24 protein-coding genes are annotated in these 19463 nt (G+C 68.6%); 14 read left to right on the forward strand and 10 right to left on the reverse strand.

Going from position 1 to position 19463, the window contains the following annotated elements:
* Positions 1-24 precede the first annotated feature (24 nt).
* A complete protein-coding gene (locus tag FW784_RS01720; protein ID WP_149351629.1) occupies positions 25-351 on the reverse strand; it encodes a hypothetical protein in 327 nt (108 codons plus the stop codon).
* 119 nt (positions 352-470) lie between these two features.
* On the reverse strand, positions 471-782 hold the full coding sequence (locus tag FW784_RS01725) for a glycine zipper 2TM domain-containing protein (RefSeq protein ID WP_149351630.1): 312 nt from the start codon (positions 780-782) through the stop codon (positions 471-473).
* A gap of 196 nt (positions 783-978) precedes the next feature.
* Here FW784_RS01725 and FW784_RS01730 point away from each other — a divergent pair, with 196 nt between their 5' ends.
* The gene (locus FW784_RS01730; protein ID WP_187770635.1) at positions 979-1218 is read left to right on the forward strand and encodes a DUF2798 domain-containing protein; all 240 of its coding nucleotides are present in this window, start codon (positions 979-981) and stop codon (positions 1216-1218) included.
* Here FW784_RS01730 and FW784_RS01735 read toward each other — a convergent pair.
* Both FW784_RS01735 and FW784_RS01740 read right to left on the reverse strand, forming a co-directional pair.
* Complete coding sequence (locus tag FW784_RS01735) at positions 1215-2054, reverse strand: phytanoyl-CoA dioxygenase family protein (protein WP_149351631.1); 840 nt, start codon at positions 2052-2054, stop codon at positions 1215-1217. The two genes, FW784_RS01730 and FW784_RS01735, sit on opposite strands and share 4 nt — an antisense overlap.
* Positions 2055-2381: a thioredoxin family protein gene (locus tag FW784_RS01740; protein WP_149351632.1), complete on the reverse strand. Its 327-nt coding sequence runs from the start codon at positions 2379-2381 to the stop codon at positions 2055-2057. It abuts the gene before it with no gap.
* A gap of 317 nt (positions 2382-2698) precedes the next feature.
* On the opposite strand from FW784_RS01740, the gene FW784_RS01745 reads away from it, so the two are divergent.
* On the forward strand, positions 2699-3202 hold the full coding sequence (locus FW784_RS01745; RefSeq protein WP_149351633.1) for a hypothetical protein: 504 nt from the start codon (positions 2699-2701) through the stop codon (positions 3200-3202).
* Here the strand turns inward: FW784_RS01745 and FW784_RS01750 are convergent.
* The 3 genes from FW784_RS01750 to FW784_RS01760 form a co-directional block, all read right to left on the reverse strand.
* Positions 3145-6054 (reverse strand): bifunctional diguanylate cyclase/phosphodiesterase, encoded by a 2910-nt coding sequence (locus tag FW784_RS01750; RefSeq protein WP_149351634.1) that lies wholly within the window; start codon positions 6052-6054, stop codon positions 3145-3147. The two genes, FW784_RS01745 and FW784_RS01750, sit on opposite strands and share 58 nt — an antisense overlap.
* A gap of 132 nt (positions 6055-6186) precedes the next feature.
* Entirely contained in the window at positions 6187-6789 is a 603-nt protein-coding gene (locus FW784_RS01755) for a DNA-3-methyladenine glycosylase (protein ID WP_149351635.1), read from the reverse strand.
* Between the two features lie 147 nt (positions 6790-6936).
* On the reverse strand, positions 6937-7437 hold the full coding sequence (locus FW784_RS01760) for a hypothetical protein (RefSeq protein ID WP_149351636.1): 501 nt from the start codon (positions 7435-7437) through the stop codon (positions 6937-6939).
* Between the two features lie 99 nt (positions 7438-7536).
* Between FW784_RS01760 and FW784_RS01765 the strand changes: the two genes are divergently transcribed.
* The 5 genes from FW784_RS01765 (at position 7537) to FW784_RS01785 (ending at position 12057) form a co-directional block, all read left to right on the forward strand.
* On the forward strand, positions 7537-8271 hold the full coding sequence (locus FW784_RS01765; protein WP_235893532.1) for an HAD family hydrolase: 735 nt from the start codon (positions 7537-7539) through the stop codon (positions 8269-8271).
* Positions 8272-8371: 100 nt separating this feature from the next.
* On the forward strand, positions 8372-8896 hold the full coding sequence (locus FW784_RS01770; RefSeq protein WP_149351637.1) for a hypothetical protein: 525 nt from the start codon (positions 8372-8374) through the stop codon (positions 8894-8896).
* A gap of 124 nt (positions 8897-9020) precedes the next feature.
* Positions 9021-9572 (forward strand): hypothetical protein, encoded by a 552-nt coding sequence (locus tag FW784_RS01775; protein WP_149351638.1) that lies wholly within the window; start codon positions 9021-9023, stop codon positions 9570-9572.
* Positions 9573-9721: 149 nt separating this feature from the next.
* Positions 9722-11149 (forward strand): glycosyltransferase family 2 protein, encoded by a 1428-nt coding sequence (locus FW784_RS01780; RefSeq protein WP_149351639.1) that lies wholly within the window; start codon positions 9722-9724, stop codon positions 11147-11149.
* A complete protein-coding gene (locus tag FW784_RS01785; protein ID WP_149351640.1) occupies positions 11146-12057 on the forward strand; it encodes a hypothetical protein in 912 nt (303 codons plus the stop codon). The genes FW784_RS01780 and FW784_RS01785 overlap by 4 nt, the downstream gene beginning before the upstream one ends.
* Positions 12058-12206: 149 nt before the next feature.
* Here FW784_RS01785 and rpsU read toward each other — a convergent pair whose 3' ends face one another.
* Positions 12207-12422, reverse strand: coding sequence for a 30S ribosomal protein S21 (rpsU, locus tag FW784_RS01790; protein ID WP_143925990.1), 216 nt, complete (start codon positions 12420-12422; stop codon positions 12207-12209).
* A gap of 153 nt (positions 12423-12575) precedes the next feature.
* Between rpsU and tsaD the strand changes: the two genes are divergently transcribed.
* From tsaD to folK, 3 genes are read left to right on the forward strand one after another with little or no spacing between them, the layout of a single operon-like run.
* Positions 12576-13631 (forward strand): tRNA (adenosine(37)-N6)-threonylcarbamoyltransferase complex transferase subunit TsaD, encoded by a 1056-nt coding sequence (gene tsaD / locus FW784_RS01795; protein WP_149351641.1) that lies wholly within the window; start codon positions 12576-12578, stop codon positions 13629-13631.
* Positions 13632-13685: 54 nt separating this feature from the next.
* Entirely contained in the window at positions 13686-14042 is a 357-nt protein-coding gene (folB, locus tag FW784_RS01800; protein ID WP_149351642.1) for a dihydroneopterin aldolase, read from the forward strand.
* On the forward strand, positions 14039-14527 hold the full coding sequence (gene folK / locus FW784_RS01805; protein ID WP_149351643.1) for a 2-amino-4-hydroxy-6-hydroxymethyldihydropteridine diphosphokinase: 489 nt from the start codon (positions 14039-14041) through the stop codon (positions 14525-14527). Before folB ends, folK begins: the two co-directional genes overlap by 4 nt.
* A gap of 9 nt (positions 14528-14536) precedes the next feature.
* Here folK and FW784_RS01810 read toward each other — a convergent pair whose 3' ends face one another.
* Both FW784_RS01810 and FW784_RS01815 read right to left on the reverse strand, forming a co-directional pair.
* Positions 14537-14938 carry a hypothetical protein gene (locus tag FW784_RS01810; protein WP_149351644.1) on the reverse strand — a complete coding sequence of 134 codons (402 nt, stop codon included), beginning with the start codon at positions 14936-14938 and terminating at the stop codon, positions 14537-14539.
* 62 nt (positions 14939-15000) lie between these two features.
* Positions 15001-15756, reverse strand: a complete 756-nt coding sequence (locus FW784_RS01815; protein WP_149351645.1) for a pteridine reductase — start codon at positions 15754-15756, stop codon at positions 15001-15003.
* 61 nt (positions 15757-15817) lie between these two features.
* On the opposite strand from FW784_RS01815, the gene FW784_RS01820 reads away from it, so the two are divergent.
* The 4 genes from FW784_RS01820 to FW784_RS14800 form a co-directional block, all read left to right on the forward strand.
* Positions 15818-17023, forward strand: a complete 1206-nt coding sequence (locus FW784_RS01820) for a class I SAM-dependent methyltransferase (RefSeq protein ID WP_149351646.1) — start codon at positions 15818-15820, stop codon at positions 17021-17023.
* 11 nt (positions 17024-17034) lie between these two features.
* On the forward strand, positions 17035-17400 hold the full coding sequence (locus FW784_RS01825; protein WP_149351647.1) for a VanZ family protein: 366 nt from the start codon (positions 17035-17037) through the stop codon (positions 17398-17400).
* A 63-nt stretch (positions 17401-17463) separates the two neighbouring features.
* Positions 17464-18597, forward strand: coding sequence for a lytic murein transglycosylase B (mltB, locus tag FW784_RS01830; protein WP_425481564.1), 1134 nt, complete (start codon positions 17464-17466; stop codon positions 18595-18597).
* Positions 18594-19463 (forward strand): septal ring lytic transglycosylase RlpA family protein (locus tag FW784_RS14800; RefSeq protein ID WP_149351649.1); only part of this gene is annotated, 870 nt, incomplete at its 3' end. The genes mltB and FW784_RS14800, both read left to right, overlap by 4 nt.

The following is a 19463-nucleotide window of genomic DNA, read 5'->3' on the forward strand; positions in this document are numbered from 1 at the left end:
CAGCAGGGACCGCTTCGATGCGCTTCAGTCAGCCGCGCCGTCGCGCAGTTCGCGCGCATTCCACAGGACGAACCTCACTTGCCTGCGTGCAGTGTCGACAATCAGTTCGACGACGCCGTCAGGACTGTGGGCGAACACGCCGGGCACGCGCAGCGTCGCTGCCTTGAGGCTCTTGAAGAACGCGCGGTCCGTATGCGGGTCGACGTGGGGCACCGCGAGCACGCGGATCGCGTGCACGTGCTCGGCGATCGCGGCATCGAACGCGCGGAGATCGAGGCGGCGCGCATCCAGGCGCGTCATCGCCTCGGCATGCTCGACGATGGCGTCGGCGGTGTCGGAGTAGCCCGTCATGGCATTCGCGTTCGCGGCAGGGGCGCGCAGTGTACGCAGCGCGCGTCGCGCGACGTGCATACCAAAAACGAAACGGCCGGACCCCTGGGGGCCCGGCCGTTGTCAGAGCGCAGCGTGGATCAGTTGCAGACGCGAACGATCTCGCGATACGTGCGGTCCTGGCGATGGCGCTGGATCTTGTGGCCCGCCACGCCGCCGGCAACCGCGCCGCCGACCGTCGCGAGATCACGACCCTTGCCACCACCGACCTGATGGCCGATCAAACCGCCGAGCGCCGCGCCGATGGCGGTGCCGGTGACGCGATGAGGATCCTGCACGGCGTGCTTGCGGTAGACCACCTTGTCATAGCAGTGCGTTGCGGCCTGGGCCGACGGAGCAACGACTGCGCCGGCGAGCAAGGCGGCGACGAGGAGAGTGCGGACATTGTTCATTGCGACCTCGGGTTGCTCGGGAGATGACCCGACTCTAGGCAGCTGACCCCGGCTGGCAGCTGACTCGGTGCGCGCGCGAGTCAGGCGGCAGTAATGCAGCGCAAGGCATGCGGCGCCGGTCGCGCTCCGGACCGGCGTGCGACGCGGCTTCCGTCGGCGTGTGCGCCGGCGGCGTCCCACGCGACAATGCCGCCCGATGACCCATGACCCTGCCCTGCTCCAGCGCGCTCAACGTCTATTGCCCGGATTCCTCGCAACCGGCATGTCGGCATTCGTGGCCGCCGTGGTGACGGCGATCAATACGGGTATCGATGCCGGCTTCGTCTTGCGCTGGCTAGCCGCGTGGTTGCTCGCATGGCCGGCGGCGGTTGTCGCGGCCTATGCACTGCGCCCGCTTGCGTGGCGGCTGGCGCTCACGGTCGCGCGCCTGCGCTAGGGCAGGCCCATGCGCAGCCCTTCGATCTGGTGCAGCTGCACGATTGGCTCCAGCCGGTCGACGACGCGACAGGTCAGGTGGCCCAGCACGCCCGGCGGCAGCGATCGCGCGTAGTCGCGCGTGACCTGCAGGTCATGCCGCGCGGCGTTGCAGGCGTCGGGCGCATCGACGCCCAGCACCAGCACCGGCCGCGGCAGGCCGGAGCGATTGGCCGTCCCGCGATGGATCGTGAGCGCCGAACGCGCCGAGATATCGCCCATGCGCGGCAGCTTGCGCTCGGCGCGCGCCTCGTAGCGCGGCCAGTAATCGCGCGAGGGGAACATGCCGCCGTCGAAATCGAGTCCGGGGTCCCATTGCGTGCCGGGCGCGATCTCGAAGGGGCCCATGTCCTCGGTCACGTCGACGGTGGTGAGGTTGAAGGCGAGCGAATCCAGCCGGCGGCCGATCAGCGTCGCCGGCGGGGACGGAAAGTCACGATGCCACGGCTGGTCCATGGCGCCGGGGCCGGGCACGTCGAAACCGATCTCGACGATGCGCCAGTCCGGGCCCAGCACCGCCGCGGAGACGGCAACGATCCACGGGTGCGTCGCGAGGTCGACGAAGCCCTGCAGCCGCTCCGGATGCACCTCGACGTAGTGGCGGCTCGGCCCGCGTGGCACGGCGCCGCCCGGAATGCGCAGCGCCTCGGCGAACAGGGTGTCGATGTCCGCGCGAAGTCGCTGCACCCATTCGCGCGTGAAGCCTTGCCTGAGTCCGATGATGCCGGGGCCGTAAAGCCCGCCGAGGATCCGGGCGGGGTCGAAGTCGTCGGCAACGGGCGCGTCGGTGGCGCTCATTCAGGCCTCCGCACTGTCGAACAGCGCCTCGATCTCGCGCAGCGAGCGGGGCCGCACGCTGCGCGCGCGCTCGACGCCGTCCTGCAGCAATACGAAAGTTGGCCAGAGTTTCACGGCGAAGGAGCGGCCCAGCCGGCGGCCGCGGCCGTCCTCGATGCGCAGATGGGTCACGCCGTCGCGCCGGGCGAGCGCATGGTCCAGCAGCGGCTCGGCGGCGAGGCAGTGCGGGCACCACGGCGCGCCGAACTCCAGCAGCAACGCGCCGGGCATCGCATCGATCGTCTCCCGTGCCGGTTCGTGCGGGACGTAGGCACGGCTCATCGCCATCGGTCAGTCATGTCCTCGGCGGATTGCCGGATGCGGAGCGACGCCAGGCCGGTCGCACGGGCCGTGCGCACGCGGCGGGAGAGGGGAAGGGATGCCCTGGCATTCGAAGTCCACATGGTCGTCGCGGTCGCGGCCGACACGTTGCCGGTGCCGGATCTGGATGCCCGTGCCCATCGCCCCTCCTGTCTCAGACGGATGATCGACGCACGGCCGTGATCGGCAGGCCACGGGCGGGTGACGGTACGGACAAGCCGCCGGTCGGAAATCGCGAGCGCGGGCGCACGGGCGCCACGCCCGCGCGTTAGGTTTCCACGTAAATGCGAACCCTGTCACGTTACGGCCCCGGTTCCGTCGTGCTCGCCGCGCTGGTCGCCGCGAGCGCGCCGGCCGCGCCGTCGGTTGCCCATTGGCAACTGCGGGGATCCGGCATCGATGCGCAGGCGGTGGCCAGCGGCAGTGATGGCGAGGCGCGCGTTTCGCTGCGTTGCGAACGTGGCGATCCGGTGCTGTTGCTGCGGATCGCCGCCGGCCTGCTGCCTCCCGATCCCACGCAGGTCACGCTGGTGGCCGATGGCACCGGCATGGACTACCCCGTCGTGCATTCCGAGGGGCAGGCACTCACCTCGCGTATCGCGCTGGACGCGCCGATCCTCGACCGCATGCTGGCCGCGCATGACTTCGAGGTCTCGGCCCGCGGTCGCACGCTGGCGACCGGATCACCCGGCGATGCGCTGGCCCGGGTGGTCAGCGCCTGCCGCGACCTTCACTGGCCGCGCGACGCCAGGATCGCGCCGAGTGACGCGGGCTTGGCGAACAGGTAACCCTGGCCCAGCTCGCACCCGAGCGTGAGCAGCGCACGACGCTGCGCCTCGGTCTCGATGCCTTCGGCGACGACTTCCAGACGCTGCGCGCGAGAGAGCGCGAGGATCGCGCGCACCACCGCCGTGCTACCGCCTTCTTCTTCGATCTGCAGGTCGCTGATGAACGAGCGGTCGATCTTGACTGTGTGCAGCTTGAACCGATGCAGGTAGCTCAGCGACGAATAGCCGGTGCCGAAGTCATCGAGCGCGATCAGCACGCCGCTCTCGCGCAGCCGGTTGAACACCTGCCCGATCTGCTCGGGATTCTCGAGCAGCGCGCCCTCGGTGACTTCGATGCGCACCTGCGCCGAGTTGACGCCCTTGGCGGCCACGAGTTTCAGGAAGCGCTCGTCGAGATCCTGCGAGCGGAAATGGCGTGGCGAGAAATTGAGATTCACGTACTGGCCGGGCTGCACCAGCGCAGCGATGCATTCGAGCGTGCGCTCGAACATCTGCCAGTCGATGGCCTCCATGCTGCCGCTCGCATCGGCGACATGCAGGAACGCGCCCGGCGCGAGCACGCCGCGCTCGGGATGGTTCCAGCGGATCAGCGCCTCATAGCCGACGATCGCGCCGTCGACGAGCCGCACGATCGGCTGGAAGTACGGCTCGAATTCCTGACGCGTGATCGCGCGGCGCAGGTCGCTCTCCACTTCCAGCAACTGCAGCGCTTGCTCGTGGAGTTGCTCGTCGAAGACCTCGATGCGATGGCGTCCGCCGGCCTTGGCGCGATACATCGCGATGTCCGCGTCGCGCAGCAGGTCTTCGGGCGAGGTGTAGTGCGGCGAACTCAGCGTGATGCCCACGCTGACCCCGGTGAACAGTTCCTTGCCTTCGACGCGCACCGGCTCCTTCAGCGCTTCGATAACGCGCTGGCCCATGCGCATCGCGGTCTCGGGGCTGTCGACCTCCATGAGGATCGCGAACTCGTCGCCGCCGAGGCGCGCCACCATGTCGCGGCCGCCGCGCACGCACTTGCTGAAGCGCCGCGCCACTTCCTTGAGCAGCGCGTCGCCAACGAGGTGACCGACCGAGTCGTTGATGACCTTGAAGCGGTCGAGATCCATGAACAGCACGGCGAAGCGGTAGTGCGGATCACGTTCGCGGTGGGCGAGCGCCCGCACGAGCTGGTCGCGCAGGTAGGCGCGATTGGGCAGGCCGGTCAGCGAATCGTGCAATACCTCGTGCTTGAGGCGCTGCTCGATCTGTTCGCGGACTTCGATCTGCTCCGACAGCTCGATCGTGCGCTCGGACACGCGCTTCTCGAGATCGACGTAGGCGTTCTTGAGCTCGGCCGCGGCGCGCTGGCGCTCGAGGCCGTTGGCGATCTGGTAGCTGATGAAAGTGAGCAGCTCGCGGTCGCGCGAGGTGTAGCCGACCCCCGGGGTGTAACTCTGCACGGCGAGCAGCCCCATGACGCGCTCGCCGAGCAGCAGCGGCACGCCGAGCCACGCGACCGACTGCTTGCCGATCGGTGCAAGCTCGCCGCGGTGCTGCAGGTCGAGGATCCGCTGCGCCGTATCGGGGTCCGTCATGTCGAGCAGCAACGGCTTGCCGTAACGCATCGCGTATTCGGAAATGCCGCGGCCCACCGGCCTGGTCTGCGCACGATTGCCGTACTGGTCGACGAAATACGGGAACTGCACCGTGTTTCCGTCGTCGGAGAGCAGCGCGATGTAGAAGTTCCGCGCGTCGAGGAACTCGCCGACGATGCGATGCACCGCCGCGTAGAACTCGTCGAGGTTGGTGGCCGTGTGCGACAGCTCGGCGATTCGATAGAGGGTCTCCTGCACGCGCACGCTGCGCTGGCGCTCCTGGATCTCCAGCGTCAGCGCCTGCGTGCGTTCCTCGACGCGGCGCTCGAGCTCTTCCTGCTGCAGCTTGCGGTCGAGCGCGGTAAGGATGTGGCTGCCGACGTACGTCAGCAGCGCCTGGTCGGCAGCTGTGTAGCGCGGGCGCTCGACGTAGCTCTGCACCACCAGCACGCCGCGCACCGTGTTGCCCACCATGATGGGCACGCCGAGCCAGTCGAACGAATCGGCGCCGATGTCGCGCATCGGCCCGGAGATCTGCGAGCGCACTGCGTCCATGGAGCCCATCAGCGAATGCTTGTCGCGGATCACGTACCACGTGAGGCCGCGCTCGAGGACATCCATCGAGACGAACTGGTTCGGCGGGCGGACCAGCTCGTCCTCGGTGTCGACGAGGTAGATGAATCGGATCGCATCCTTCTGCTCGTCGTACAGCGCGATGTAGAAATTTTCGGCATACATGAAACGCCCGACGATCGAATGCAGCTCGCGCAGCATGTCCTCGAGGTCCATCTCCGAGCTCGCCATGTCGGCGATCTGGAACAGCGTCGACTGCAGCTGCTCGGAACGCTCGAGCATGCGCATGGATTCGGTAAGGCGGTTCTTCTCGAACACCGCACGCGCGATCGGGGCCAGAAGGTCGCATTGCTCGCGGACGCGGGCGCGCAGCTGCGCCTGGCCGTCGAGCACGATGCCGATGCTGTCGCCCGATTCCTGCGCCTCGATGCAGGCCGCGACGCGGCCTTCGCCCACCGCCCAGCCCCCTTGGGCGCGCGCGCTCATCGCGATTTCCACGTCGTGCTCGAGCAGGCGGGCGGCGTCGTGCACCTGCGCGTCGCCGCGGCCGATGCACCAGACCACGGCGACGCGGCCGAAGCCTTGGCGGTCGAGGTACTCGGCGACGCGACACGCGAAATCCGGGATGCCGACCGCGTCGAGCAGGCAGCCGAGCGCCTGACCGATCCGCTGCCCTTCGGCAGCGGGGCTGTCTCCCGTTCTCATCGCAGTCAACGCCGTCCCCATCGTGTCCATCTCCGGCCGCCCTCGCCCTCCACGCCCCGCCCGGAAGGAGGATCCTCCCACGACGTTATCGGGCGCGCGGCCTGGAGCTTGAGCATCGGGCCGCGTCGGATGTCAGGGCTTGGAGACATGGTCGTTGCAAGCCACATGCCACCGCCATGGCGCGTCCACCGCCCGTGTGATGCCGACCCGCGGCCCGGCAACCGGCCGTTCCGGCGGGGGCATCCCGTCATCCACTATGCGGATGCCGCCTGAACGGTCGACCAGATCAGCGCCATCGTTCGCGCCGGTGATGCCGAATGCGGCGCAAAGTCGCGCCGGGCCGCGACACAGGTCACGGTTGGACTTCGCCGCGGGGCGGGCAGCGCGCATCAACGGCAGGCCATCGAGCGGCTCGAGCGCGCGCAGCAGCACCGCGACGCCTTCGCCGGCCTCGCCGCAGACGGGGTTGCAGCACCAGTGCATGCCGTAGGTGAAGTAGACATACAGCCGACCGGGCGGGCCGAACATCGTGGCGGTACGTCGCGTCGGCCCGCCGAAACTGTGCGCCGCCGGGTCCTCGGCGCCGCAGTAGGCCTCGGTTTCGACGATGCGGCCGCGACGCCCGTCATCGCGCACCAGCACCTTGTTGAGCAGGTCGATCGCGACCAGCCGCGGGTCGCGGCGATAGAACGAACGCGCCAGCGTGCGGCCGCGCCGATGCGACGGTGCATTCACCTCGGGCCGCCTACGGTCGGGCGCCGACTGAGAGCCCCCATGCCGATGCCCGCCCGCGTCCGCCTGACCGGCTGCCTGCCGAGCCTCGTCGTCTCGGTCGTTCTGACGGTCCTGCTCAACGTGCGCCTTCGCGCCTGCAGCGGCTGATCATCGAACGGCCAGCGTCGCGTGCTCGAACGGCAGGCGCGTGGCGCCGGTCGCTTCGATGACCGGGCCGGCAATTTGCTGGAGCGCATTGTCGGTGTCCGTGACCAGCAGGATGCGGCCGGCCTTGATCTCGTCGCGGAACGCCTGGCGCACGGGATCCGGCAGCGCTGCACCGAAGATGGTCGCAGCCATCCCGCCAATGCTGGCGCCCGCCAGTGCGGCAATACCCACGCCGGCGAGCGTCGGCGCCATCGGCGTCAGCACCACTGCCGTCAGGTCCAGCAGCAGCCCGGTCACGCCGCCGGCTATCACGCCCTTGATCGCCGCCGGCGTGGAGTCGCTGTCGGCCTCCTTGTAGTCGTTGGAGATCGCGTCCAATTCGATGTCCGACCGTGCGACCAGCATGACCGCGTCGCGGCCCACGCCAACCGAGCGTGCGGCGTTCAGTGCCGCGCGCGCCATGTCGAGGTCGGCGGTTCTGTAGACGTGGCGAATCTTCATGGCGTCCTCGCTGCATGTTTCGCGCGCCGTCCGCACCCTTGCGGGCAGGTTCGCACGGCGCCGGTGCAAGACGCGTGATCGGTCTGCGACACTGCGCCCATGGCAATCAAGATGGTCGGTTTTGACGGCGACGACACGCTGTGGCGCAGCGAAGACTATTTCGCGCAGGCGCAGGCCACGTTCGAGTCAATCGTTGCGCCGTACGTGGAACTGCGCGGCGACGCCCTGCACGCGCGCCTCTACGAGGTCGAGAAGCGCAACCTCGCCGTATTCGGGTACGGCGTGAAGGGCATGGCGCTGTCGATGATCGAAGCCGCGGTCGACATCACCGATGCGCGCATCGATGCGAACGCGATCCACCGCATCGTCCAGCTCGCACAGTCGATGCTGCAGCATCCGGTCGAACTGCTGCCGGGCATACGCGAGGCGGTCGAACGCGTCGCGTCGCGATGGCCGGTGGTACTGATTACCAAGGGCGACCTGTTCCACCAGGAAGCCAAGGTGCGCGAGTCCGGGCTGTCCGCACTGTTCCGGCGCATCGAGATCGTCAGCGAAAAGGACGTGCCCACCTACGCACGGCTGCTGGAAGAACTCGGCGTCGAACCTCACGAGTTCGCGATGGTCGGCAACTCGCTGCGCTCGGACATCGCGCCGGTGGTGGCGCTCGGCGGCTGGGGCGTGCACGTGCCTTATCACCTGACATGGGTGCACGAACGCGAGGCCGGCCTCTGCGATCCGACGCGCGCCGAGGCCATCGGTGATGCATCCCAATTGCACGCAGCGCTGGCGTCGATCGAGCGCCGCTGCGCGGCCGCTGAAACGGCGGCCGAGTGAGCCTGAACAGCGGCGGCGCGATTACAAACGCGTTCACCTCGAGCGGAGCAGTCTCGACCCATGCCCCGCACGGTGCGGTGCGCTTATGAAGGATTCCTCCATGGCCGCTTCCCGCTGGATCGCTCCCGCCGCGCTCGCCGCCGCACTTGCCATCGGCTCGTTCGCGCCCGCGCCGGCGCATGCGCAGTCTGCGTATGAGCTCACCCGCGCAATCGTCAACATCGCCGACGTCGTGTTCCGCGGCAACGAGCCGTACTACCGCTATGGCGACTACGGCCAGAACGATCGCCTCACTGTCGGCCGTGATCGCTACGGCCGTCCGGTGTACTACCGCGCGACGCGCGACGACCGCTACAACAACAACTACAACGGCTACGACGGTCGCTATCAGGGTGCCTATGCGCACACCGCGCCGCCTTACGGCAATGCCTATGGCTATTACGGGCAGCAGCAGGGACGGGTGAAGTGCAATCCGCATGGCAAGTGCAAGACCCAGTACTACGACAGCCGTTACGACCGAGATGATCGCTATGCCCGGGACGACCGCTATGCGCGCGACTATCATCGCGACGACCGCGATGACCGGGACGACGATCGTGACTACCGGGATCGCGACGACGATTGATCGAATCCGCCAGCAGTGACAACAGGAGCCACGGTGATCGCGCCGTGGCTCTTCTGCGTTCGTCGCTGGCCGTCCACGCGCGCCAAGCGCATCATCGCCCCCGCCCCTAGGCCCTCTCATTCCGATGACCCGCTTGCTGCGCAAACGATCCGCCGCCCTGTTGCTCGCCGCCTCCCTCGGGGCGACGACGCTCGCGCACGCGCAGGGCGCGTCAGGGTCCGGCCCACACTCGGGCGACGCGTGGGTCGACGGCCGCTTGGTGGACATCGGCGCCTATGCGTCGACCTACCGCGAATCCTTCGTCGACGAGTTGGCCCGCTACCACCGTGCGCCGCGTCCGCTGGTCGCCGAGCTGTTGGCACGTCCGGGCTGGACACCGGGCGACGTCTATTTCGCGTGCAGCCTCGCCATGCAGGCCGGCCGGCCGTGCCGCGAAGTCGCCGAGATGCACTCGGCCGAGCCCGTGCGCGACTGGGCGTCGGTAGCGGCCAGCCTGGGCGTGTCGGCCGGGACGCCCGCTTTCCATAGAATCAAGCGTGACATCGTGGCCAGCTACCAGCGCTGGGCGCGGCCCGTGTCGGTCGACGATGAACTGGCACCGGACTTTCCACAGCGGGCACGCGCGACTGGCGGCCATCCGGCGAAGCAGGCGTCGCAGATCCCGCCGGCGGGCTAGGCCGCCGGCCCGTTCGGGTCGCTCTGCTAGAATTTTTTCGCCAGCCGACTCGCTGGCCTGCCCATTGGCAGTGGACTCTGCCCGGATGGTGGAGCAAGGGAACGGAAGCGGCGCCGGGGGGATTGCCGCGACCGAACGTAGGGAAGGTCATGAATTTGCTGGCATACGGCAGCGAGGCGGCTGCAGGGCTGCCCACGCCAACGCTTCGCGAGCGCTACCAGCTTGAAGCGCGGGATTCAGCCGACCATCGCCGCACCTATGTCCCGGTCCGCATCAAATACGCACTCGCGCTTGCCTTCGCTTCCGCCTGGACCACCTTCAGCGTCGTGTTGTCGCTGCCCTGGCTGCACAGCCTGACCGAAGTATTCGGTCGCGTTCTCGCGCTGGTATCTATCGGCTTCATCGCCTACGTGCCCGGCTTCATGCAGGCGTTTCTGTTGGCAACGATCGCGCTCGACCGGCGCCCGCGCGTACGCTTCGCCGCGAATTGCCCGCCCGTGACCGTGCTTGTCGCGTGCTACAACGAGGCTGCCAACGTCGCCGACACGCTGCAGAGCATCGCCGCGCAGGACTATCCCGGCGCCCTCGAGATCCTGGTGATGGACGACGGCTCGACCGACGCCACGGTCGCCATCGCCGAAGCCACCATTGCCGAAGCGGGTTTCATGCCCGCGCGTTTCCAGGTGCGCGTGGTGACGGCCGAGCGCAACCAGGGCAAGGCCGCCGCACTCAATCGCGGCCTGGCGATCGCGCAAAACGAGCTGGTGCTGACCATCGACGGCGACTCCTACGTCTTCGGCGACGCGCTGCGCAACATCGTGGAACGCTATCTCGGCGATCCACCCGGTACGCGCGCCGTGGCAGGCGCGGTACTGGTGCGAAATTCGCGTTCGACGTGGATCACGCGTGCGCAGGAATGGGACTATTTCCACGGCATCGCTGCGGTCAAACGCATGCAGAGCATGTACCACGGCACGCTGGTCGCGCAGGGCGCGTTCTCGCTCTACGAACGCGAGGCCCTGCGCGAAGTCGGTGGCTGGCCGGACTGCGTGGGCGAGGACATCGTGCTTTCCTGGGCGATGCTCGGACGCGGCTGGCGCGTGGGTTACTGCGAGGAAGCCGTGCTCTTCACGCGCGTACCCGAGCGCCTGCGCGTGTTCGCCCAGCAGCGGCAGCGGTGGTCGCGCGGCATGCTCGAGGCGTTCAAGGCGCATCCTTCGCTGCTGTTCAAGCCGCGAATGACCACGCTCTTCATCTGGTGGAACGCGCTCTTCCTGCCGACCGACCTGGTCTACTCGCTTATCTTCATCCCGGGCGTATTCGCCGCCCTGTTCTTGCACTGGTACGGCATCGCGGGACCGATGACCCTCGCGGTTCTGCCACTGGCACTCATCTGGAATGCGATCATCTACCGCGTGCAGAGGCGCGTATTCCGGCGCCAGGAACTGCACGTCCGCCGCAACATCTTCGGCTTCCTCTTCTACATGCTTGTCTATTCGATGGTGTTGCAGCCGGTATGCGTCGTCGGCTATTTCAAGGAACTCATCGGCCTTCGCAAGCGTTGGGGTACGAAGTGAGCGCGCGCCTCTGCGTTGCGGGGTTATTGGCGCTGGCCGGGCCCCTGCATGCGGCCGAACCGGCTCGACAGGCCGGCGGCGTCGACATCTTCGTCTCGAGCGATGCCGACAACACGGAAATTCGTCGTGCCGGCGCCACGGTCGATTGGCACTATTCCGACGTACACCATTACCGCGGGCTCGCGCTCGAACGCGCAGTGATTTCACCGCTCGGCGGCCCGGCACGTGACTTCGACCGGGCGTTCCTGCGCTTCGCCGACAGCTCGGCGACATGGCAATGGTCGGGACGCGTCGGCACCGACGGCCATCGCCTGCTCGGCGCCGTAAGCCTCGTGAAACCCGGTGCGCGGCGCGCGGAATACTTCGTCGAGCGCGATCTTCTCGAGACTCGCGGCGGCATCGCGCGCGGTCAAACGGTCACCTTCGCGGGCGCCGCGGCCGACCTGCCGATCGGTCCCGGCGAACGCCGGCAGCTGACACTGCTGGCCGGCGCGCAGGATTTCGAGGACGGCAACTGGCGCGGGCACCTGCGCGCCACCTATATCGACGTCATTTCGGAGCGGATCGGTCTGTCGGCGCAGCTGCGCGTGCGCGCTTTCCACAACAGCGAACCGTCTGTTGGCGATTACTTCTCGCCCCGTGACTTCGTCGAAGCCGTGCCCACGCTGCAGATCCGGCACCGGCTGCGCGGCGGCTGGTCAGGCGTCGTCGCTGCCGGCTGGGGAACGCAACGCCACACCGGTGCCGACTGGCGACCCGCACGCCTGGTGCAGGCCAGCCTCACCAGTCCCGAGCGCGCCCGATCTGGTTACTTCCGCGCCACCTTCGGCTACAGCGACACGCCGGGCGTCGGTGGCGAGGGGTACGGCTACCGGCAGGGTACGTTGCAGTGGATCCGGACGTTCTAAGCGGGTGAAGCGGACCAGGCACGGAGCACCGATGACGCGCCTGGCGCGTCACCGCCCCTGGACGCCACAACGCAGAAAAGCCGGCCACGCGATGCGTGGTCGGCTCTCTTGTTGAAGCGAGCGCGTTGCCGGAAACCCGGCGACGCGGCTCAGTACATGCGCTGGCGCTTGGTGACGTCGCGCGACGTACGGCGCGACTGGCGCTTCACCGCTGCTGCGGCCTTGCGCTTGCGCTCCTGCGTCGGCTTCTCGTAGAACTCGCGCTTACGCGTTTCGGCGAGCACGCCAGCCTTCTCGCAGGTGCGCTTGAAGCGGCGCAGGGCAAATTCGAAAGGCTCGTTTTCGCGAACTTTGACGCTGGGCATACGGTATCTCGGTGATAGGGACCGCCGGCCACGAGCCAGGCGAGCCGCCTATGATATCGGCCTGCCCCGCGGCCCTGCAAGCCGTCACTCCCATTTTTTTCACGCGTCGGGCGCCGACGGCTCGCTAGCGGCCGCCCGATCGAGGCCAAGTCCTTGAAAGTCCTTGGAATTGAAACGAGCTGCGACGAAACCGGCGTGGCCGTCTACGACACCGCCGGGGGCCTGAGCGCGCACGCCGTCTACAGCCAGATTGCGCTGCACGCGCTCTACGGCGGCGTGGTTCCGGAGCTCGCCAGCCGCGACCACGTGCGCAAGACGCTGCCGCTGATCCGGCAGACCCTCGCCGAAGCGGGGCTGTCGACGACCGACCTCGATGGCGTGGCCTATACCGCCGGGCCGGGCCTGGTCGGCGCGCTGCTGGTGGGCGCAGGGGTGGCGCGGGCGCTGGCCTGGTCGCTCGACGTGCCGGCGATCGGCGTCCACCACATGGAGGGCCACCTGCTCGCGCCGCTGATGGACGATCCGGTCCAGCGGAACGCCCTGCACGCGGGTCGCCAGCCCGACCCGTTCGTGGCGCTGCTGGTCTCCGGTGGCCATACCCAGCTGGTCGGCGTCGACGGCATCGGCCGCTACCGGCTGCTCGGCGAGACCCTCGACGACGCGGCCGGCGAAGCCTTCGACAAGACGGCCAAGCTGATGGGGCTGCCGTACCCCGGCGGGCCCCAACTCGCGGCGATCGCGCAGCAGGGACGACCCGGCGCGTTCAAGTTCTCGCGCCCGATGACCGATCGACCCGGCCTCGACTTCAGCTTCAGCGGGCTGAAAACGCAGGTGCTGCTGGCCTGGCGCGCGTCCGACCAGGCCGAGTCCACCCGCGCCGACATCGCCCGCGCCTTCGAGGACGCCGTAGTGGACACGCTCGCGATCAAGTGCGCCCGCGCGCTCGATGCCACCGGGTTCCGCCGCCTGGTCGTTTCCGGCGGCGTCGGCGCCAACCTGCGGCTTCGTGCAAAGCTGAAGGACCTCGCGGAAAAGCGCGGCGCGGTGGTCGGCTTCCCGCCGCCGGTGTTGTGCACCGACAACGGCGCGATGATCGCGTTCGCCGGCGCGCTGCGGCTGCAGGCCGGGCAGCAAGAAGACCTGGGCGTGCACGTCACGCCGCGCTGGGACATGTCGACGTTGCCCGCGGTCGAACTCGTATCGGCGTGAGTGCAGGACACGACCCGCATCCGTAGCATCGTCGCACCGCAACCGGATGCCGCCATGGACCACGTCTTCATCGAAGGCCTCGAGATCGAGGCGCTGATCGGCATCTACGACTGGGAACGCCGCGTGCGCCAGCCGTTGCTGTTCGACATCGAAATGGCGTTCGACAACCGCGCGCCGGCCGCGAGCGACAACATCGCGCACACGCTGGACTACAAGGCGGTGAGCAACCGCGTCCGCGACTACGTGTCGGCGTCCGGTTTCGGGCTGGTGGAGACGCTGGCCGAGCGCGTGGCCGAACTCGTACTTGCCGAGTTTCCGGTGCAGAGCGTGCGGCTCAAGCTGTCCAAGCCGGGCGCGGTGCGCGGTGCGCGCGCGGTCGGCGTGATGATCGAACGATCGCGCGCCTCATGAGCGGCCGCGCCTACCTGAGCCTCGGCAGCAACGTCGAGCCCGAAACGCATCTGCGCGCCGCGGTCCGGGCATTGCGCGAGCGCTTCGGCGAAATCGTGGTGTCGCCCGCCTACCGCACGCACGCGGTCGGTTTCGACGGTCCTGATTTCCTCAACGCCGCCGCCATCATCGACAGCGACCTCGAGCCGCAGCCACTCAACGACTGGCTGCATGCGCTGGAAGATGCGCACGGCCGGGACCGCACCGGCCCCCGATTTTCCGACCGCGCGCTCGACATCGATATCGTGCTGTTCGACGACCGCGTGATCGCCGGCGGAGGGAACCTGCGGATCCCGCGTCCCGACCTCGAGCACGCTTTCGTGCTGCGCCCTCTCGCCGAAATCGCGCCGGACACCGTCGTGCCGGGCACCGGTTGCTCGCTCGCGACGCTGTGGGCCGCGCACGCCGAGCACGATGCGGAGCTCGACCGCACCACGCTTACCTGACTGCAGCGCTCAGTCGGCGGCCGGCTCCGGCGGGTTCGGCACGGGCGCGGTTTCCAGCCAGGCGAGCGCTTCCTCGACCGATCCGAAGACGTCGAAGTTGAACGCCAGCCGGTGGCCGATGATGAAACCGATACGGCCCGGATCGACCAGCTGCGGGGGCATCACGAGCGCCATGGCGAAACCGGGAGCCGTGGAGGCGGCGTCGGCCCACTCGAACACGCTGTCGATCCGCAGCGCCAGCGACGGCCGCTCCGGCCCGTGCCAGCCGTGGAAATCGACGAGCAACTTGCGCCCGCCGGCGGCAAGCGTCGAGTGGATCGCCGCGGTCGTCGCCGCGCGCGCGGCGTGCAGCGGAAGGTCATCGCCGGGCGCGATGCGTACCACGTCGGCGGAGGGCGATGGCTCGGGCATGCAGGCGTCCGGGATCGTTCCCTATCGACTCTAGTGCGATCGAGGGGCGCGGTCGAGGCGTCTCAGCCGGTGACGGTGCGGCCGCCGTCAACGGCGATGATCTGGCCCGTGCAGTAGTGCGCGTCGAACAGCAGCCAGCGCACCGCCTCGGCGATTTCCGTGGGCGTGCCGACGCGGCCGAGCGGCGTGCGGGCCAGCATCGCGTCGCGCGCCGCCGCGTCCGTTTCGTCCTGAGGCCACAGGATCGCCCCGGGCGCGACCGCGTTGACGCGCACGTCGGGCCCCAGCTCGAGCGCCAGGGATCGGGTGGCCATCACCAACGCCGCCTTCGCCATGCAGTAGACGGAATGTTCGCGCAGCGGCCGCTCCGCGTAGATGTCGACGAGGTTGACGATCGCGCCGTGCGTGGCGCGAAGGTGCGGCGCAGCGGCTTGCGCGAGGAAGAACGGGGCGCGCGCGTTGGAGGCGAACAGGTCGTCCCATTGCGCCGGCGTCACGCTGCCGAGCGGCGTCGGATGGAAGCCCGACGCGTTGTTGACCAGCCCGTCCAGGCGGCCGAAGCGGCCGACAGTACGGGCGATCAGTTCAGGCAGGCGGTCGAACTCGGCGAGGTCGGCCTGGAGGGTCATCACCGAGCCCGGGCGTGCGCGTTCGAACGTTTGGGACAGCGCGTCGATGTCCGCGCGCGAGTCGCGATAGTGCAGCGCGAGGTCGCAGCCGGCGGCGTGCAGCACCTGCGTGATGGCCGCACCGATCCGCCGTGCGGCGCCCGTGACCAGCACCACCGGCCGCGTCGACTGCGTCGCTTCGTTGTGCATCACCGGCCCCTTCAACGCGTGTCCCGTATCCTGCTCGAGTCTCCCACGTTCCCACGTCCCGATGCCGACCGATTCCGGCGCGCGCGCCGCGTCCGACCTTCCGACGCCCGATGAAGCCGCGCGCGAACACAGCCAGCGGCTGGCGCGGCATATCCACGGTGAAATCGCGGCAGCCGGTGGCGCGATCCCGTTCTCGCGTTTCATGGAGCTGGCGCTGTATGCGCCCGGGCTCGGCTACTACAGCGCGGGTGCCACGAAATTTGGCGGCGCCGGCGATTTCGTCACCGCGCCCGAGCTCGGCCCGGTATTCGCCGCCTGCGTCGCCGACGCGGTGGCACCGGTGCTGCAGCAGATCGGGCCGAGTGCACTGATGTTCGAGCTGGGCGGTGGCACCGGCGCGTTCGCGCAGGTAGCGCTGATGCGGCTGCTCGAACTCGATGCATTGCCCGCGCGCTACCTGATCCTCGAGCCGTCGGCGCAGCTGCGCGAACGCCAGCGCGCGCGCCTGTTCGAGCGTCTGCATCCAATGCTGTTCGAGCTTGTCGAATGGGTCGAGGGCCCGGTGCCGCACGACTGGAACGGCGTGCTGTTCGCCAACGAAGTGATCGATGCGCTGCCGACGCCGCGCTTCTCGATCCGCGGGCGCGAAGTGATGGAGCAGTACGTCGCCACCGACGGCGACCGCTTCGGTACGCAGTGGAGGCCAGCGGATTCGATGCTGCTGCAATCGGTGCGCTTCATAGAACGGCGCCTCGGGCGCGCGCTGCCCGACGGCTACACCTCCGAGTTGCTGCCGCAGCTTCCGTACTGGATCCAGGCCGTCGCCGGCGGGTTGAAACGCGGCGCGATGCTCTTCATCGACTACGGCTACGTGCGCGGCGAGTACTACGCCGACGACCGCAGCAACGGCACGCTGCGCGCGTTCTATCGCCACCGCATGCACGACGACGTGCTCGCCTGGCCGGGGCTGCAGGACGTCACCGCGTCGGTCGATTTCACGGCGCTGGCCGAGGCCGGGCTGTCGGCGGGTTTCGACCTGGCGGGCTACTGCTCGCAGTCGAGTTTCCTGCTGGGCAACGGCCTGGCCGGCGTGCTTTCGCGCATCGAACAAATCGGGGACGAATCGGAACGCATGCGTCGAAGCAACGAGGTCAAGCGGCTCACGCTGCCGACGGAAATGGGCGAGCGCTTCCAGGCCATGGGCTTCGAGAAGGACGTCGAGTTCGGCGCCGCCTTCCTCGCCGGCGACCTGAGCTATCGCCTGTGACGCCCGGCCCGTTGCGCCACCCTACGCTCGTGTTCGGTGCCTGGATCGCGATGTTCCTCGCGATCACCGTCGGCTCGCTGCTGCCGGCGCACGACCTGCCGGCACCCGCGTTCGACGGTTTCGACAAGCTCGAACACCTGCTCGGCTATTCGCTGCTGTCGGGTTGGTCGGTGCTGCTGTTCGATCGACGCAGCACGCGCGTTCGCGCAATGCTCGGCGTGATCGCGTTCGGCATCGCGATCGAGGTGGCGCAGGGCGTTTTAACCACGACCCGCGAGCCGGATGTGTTCGACGCGCTGGCCAATGCGACCGGCGCGATGATCGGGCAGCTCGTCGCCTTCACGGGGCTCGCCAACGTCCTGCGTACCCGCGCGTGAATGATTGCCGCGCCCCGCTGATGCAGCGAAAAAACGCGTGATAACCTCGCGTCAATGACGACCATGCATCGATATTCCATGCGCGCGCTGGGCTGCGCAGTTGTGCTCGCCACGGCTGCTTGCGCGGTGCCGCCACCACCGAAGGCGCCCGTCATGCAGGCGCCACCGGCAGCGCCGGGCACGCCCGCACTGCCGCCGGCAGGGCCGCATCTTCCGCTCGACCAGGCCCGCGTGAAATTCGTGCAGGACACGTCGCGCGCGTATGGCATCGACCCGGCCTACATCGAGCGCGTGCTGGCCAACGCGCAGATCCGTGATTCGATCATCGCCGCGATGTCGCGCCCGGCCGAAGCCAAGCCCTGGCGCGACTACCGCCCGATCTTCCTGACCGACGCGCGCATCAACGGTGGCCGTCAGTTCCTCGCCGACAACCGCGCCGACCTCGCCAGCGCCGAAGCGCGCTTTGGCGTGCCGGCCGAGATCATCACCGCGATCATCGGCGTGGAAACGGGCTACGGCGCCAACAGGGGCAGCTACCCGGTGGTCGACGCGCTGTACACGCTCGCGTTCGCGTACCCGCGCACCGGAGATCCGGCAAAGGCGCAGCGCGAGAACCAGCGCGAGGCGTTCTTCCGCGGCGAACTCGCGCAACTGTTCGCGCTGGGCAAGGAAACCGGTTTCGACATCACCCAGCTCAAGGGCAGCTACGCCGGCGCGATGGGCTGGGGCCAGTTCATGCCGTCGAGCTACCGCGAATACGCGGTGGACGGCGATGGCGACGGCAAGCGCGACCTGTTCGACGACAAGGCCGACATCTTCGCTTCGATCGCCAACTACTTCGCGAAGAAGGGCGGCTGGGTGCGCGGTGGCATCGTCGCCGTGCGCGCCACGCACGATCCATCGACGCCGGCCTTCGAACCCGATGCGCTCGAACCGATCTACACGTTGTCGGAGCTGCGGGCGCGCGGTTACCAGCCGCTTGCGCCGGTGCCCGCCGGCGTGCCGGCCGTCCCGTTGCGCTTCGACGGCGCCGACGGTGTCGAATACTGGCTAGGCTTCCGCAATTTCTACGCGATCACCCGCTATAACATCTCCAAGCATTACGCGATGGCGGTGTATCAGTTGGCGGAGTCAATCGCCGGCCGCGACGTACCGCCGCTTCCTGCCGCCGCATCGGGAACCGCTCCGGCCCAATGAAGAAGATTGTCGTCGCGCTCCTGTGCGCAGGCCTTGCCGCCTGTGCGAGCGCCCCGCGCCCGGCACCGCCGCCCTCTGTTGCTCCCGTCGTGCAGGCGCCGGCGCCCGTTGCGACAGCGCATGACTGCGCCTGGTACCGCCCGGCCGAAGAGGATGTCTCCAAGCGTGGCGATTACGTCGCCGGCGGGCTGTATCGGCCGCAGGAGAGGGACCGCACGCCGTCCGCGATCCCGGACATCAGCTGCATCGCCGAGCCGCAGGTGGTCTCGCTGCCACGCTCGAAAATCGGCAACAACCCGGTCTACCGTGTGCTGGATCGCGAATACCGCGTGCTCGACGACACCCGTGGTTTCGTCGATGAAGGCCTCGCCTCCTACTACGGTGAGAAGTTCCACGGCCGGCTGACGTCGAATCGCGAGGTGTACGACATGTACGCCTTCAGCGCCGCGCACAAGACGCTGCCGATCCCGAGCTTCGCGCGCGTCACCAACCTCGACAACGGTCGCACGGTCGTGGTGCGCGTGAACGATCGCGGCCCGTTCCACGACGGCCGCGTCATGGATCTCAGCCTGGCCGCGGCGGTGAAACTCGGCATCTATCCGGCGGGCACCGGCCACGTGCGCGTCGAGGCGCTGCAGCCGGGCGACGCCGCAACGGGCACGTCGTTCGCGACGACGGCGCCTCCCGCCGTCCGGGTTACCAGCGCGAACCCGACCTCGACACCGCTCGACACCGCCACCGCCGGTTACCGGTATCCGATGCGCGGCAGCGACGGCCAGCCCAACAGCCAGCGCTTCGATGACTGGATGCGACAGCGCGGCGTGCGCGTGGCGACTGGCCGGCCCGCGATGCCCGTCCCGGCCGAC

Source organism: Cognatilysobacter lacus (genome assembly GCF_008274655.1).
In the GTDB taxonomy this organism is placed as follows: domain Bacteria; phylum Pseudomonadota; class Gammaproteobacteria; order Xanthomonadales; family Xanthomonadaceae; genus Cognatilysobacter; species Cognatilysobacter lacus.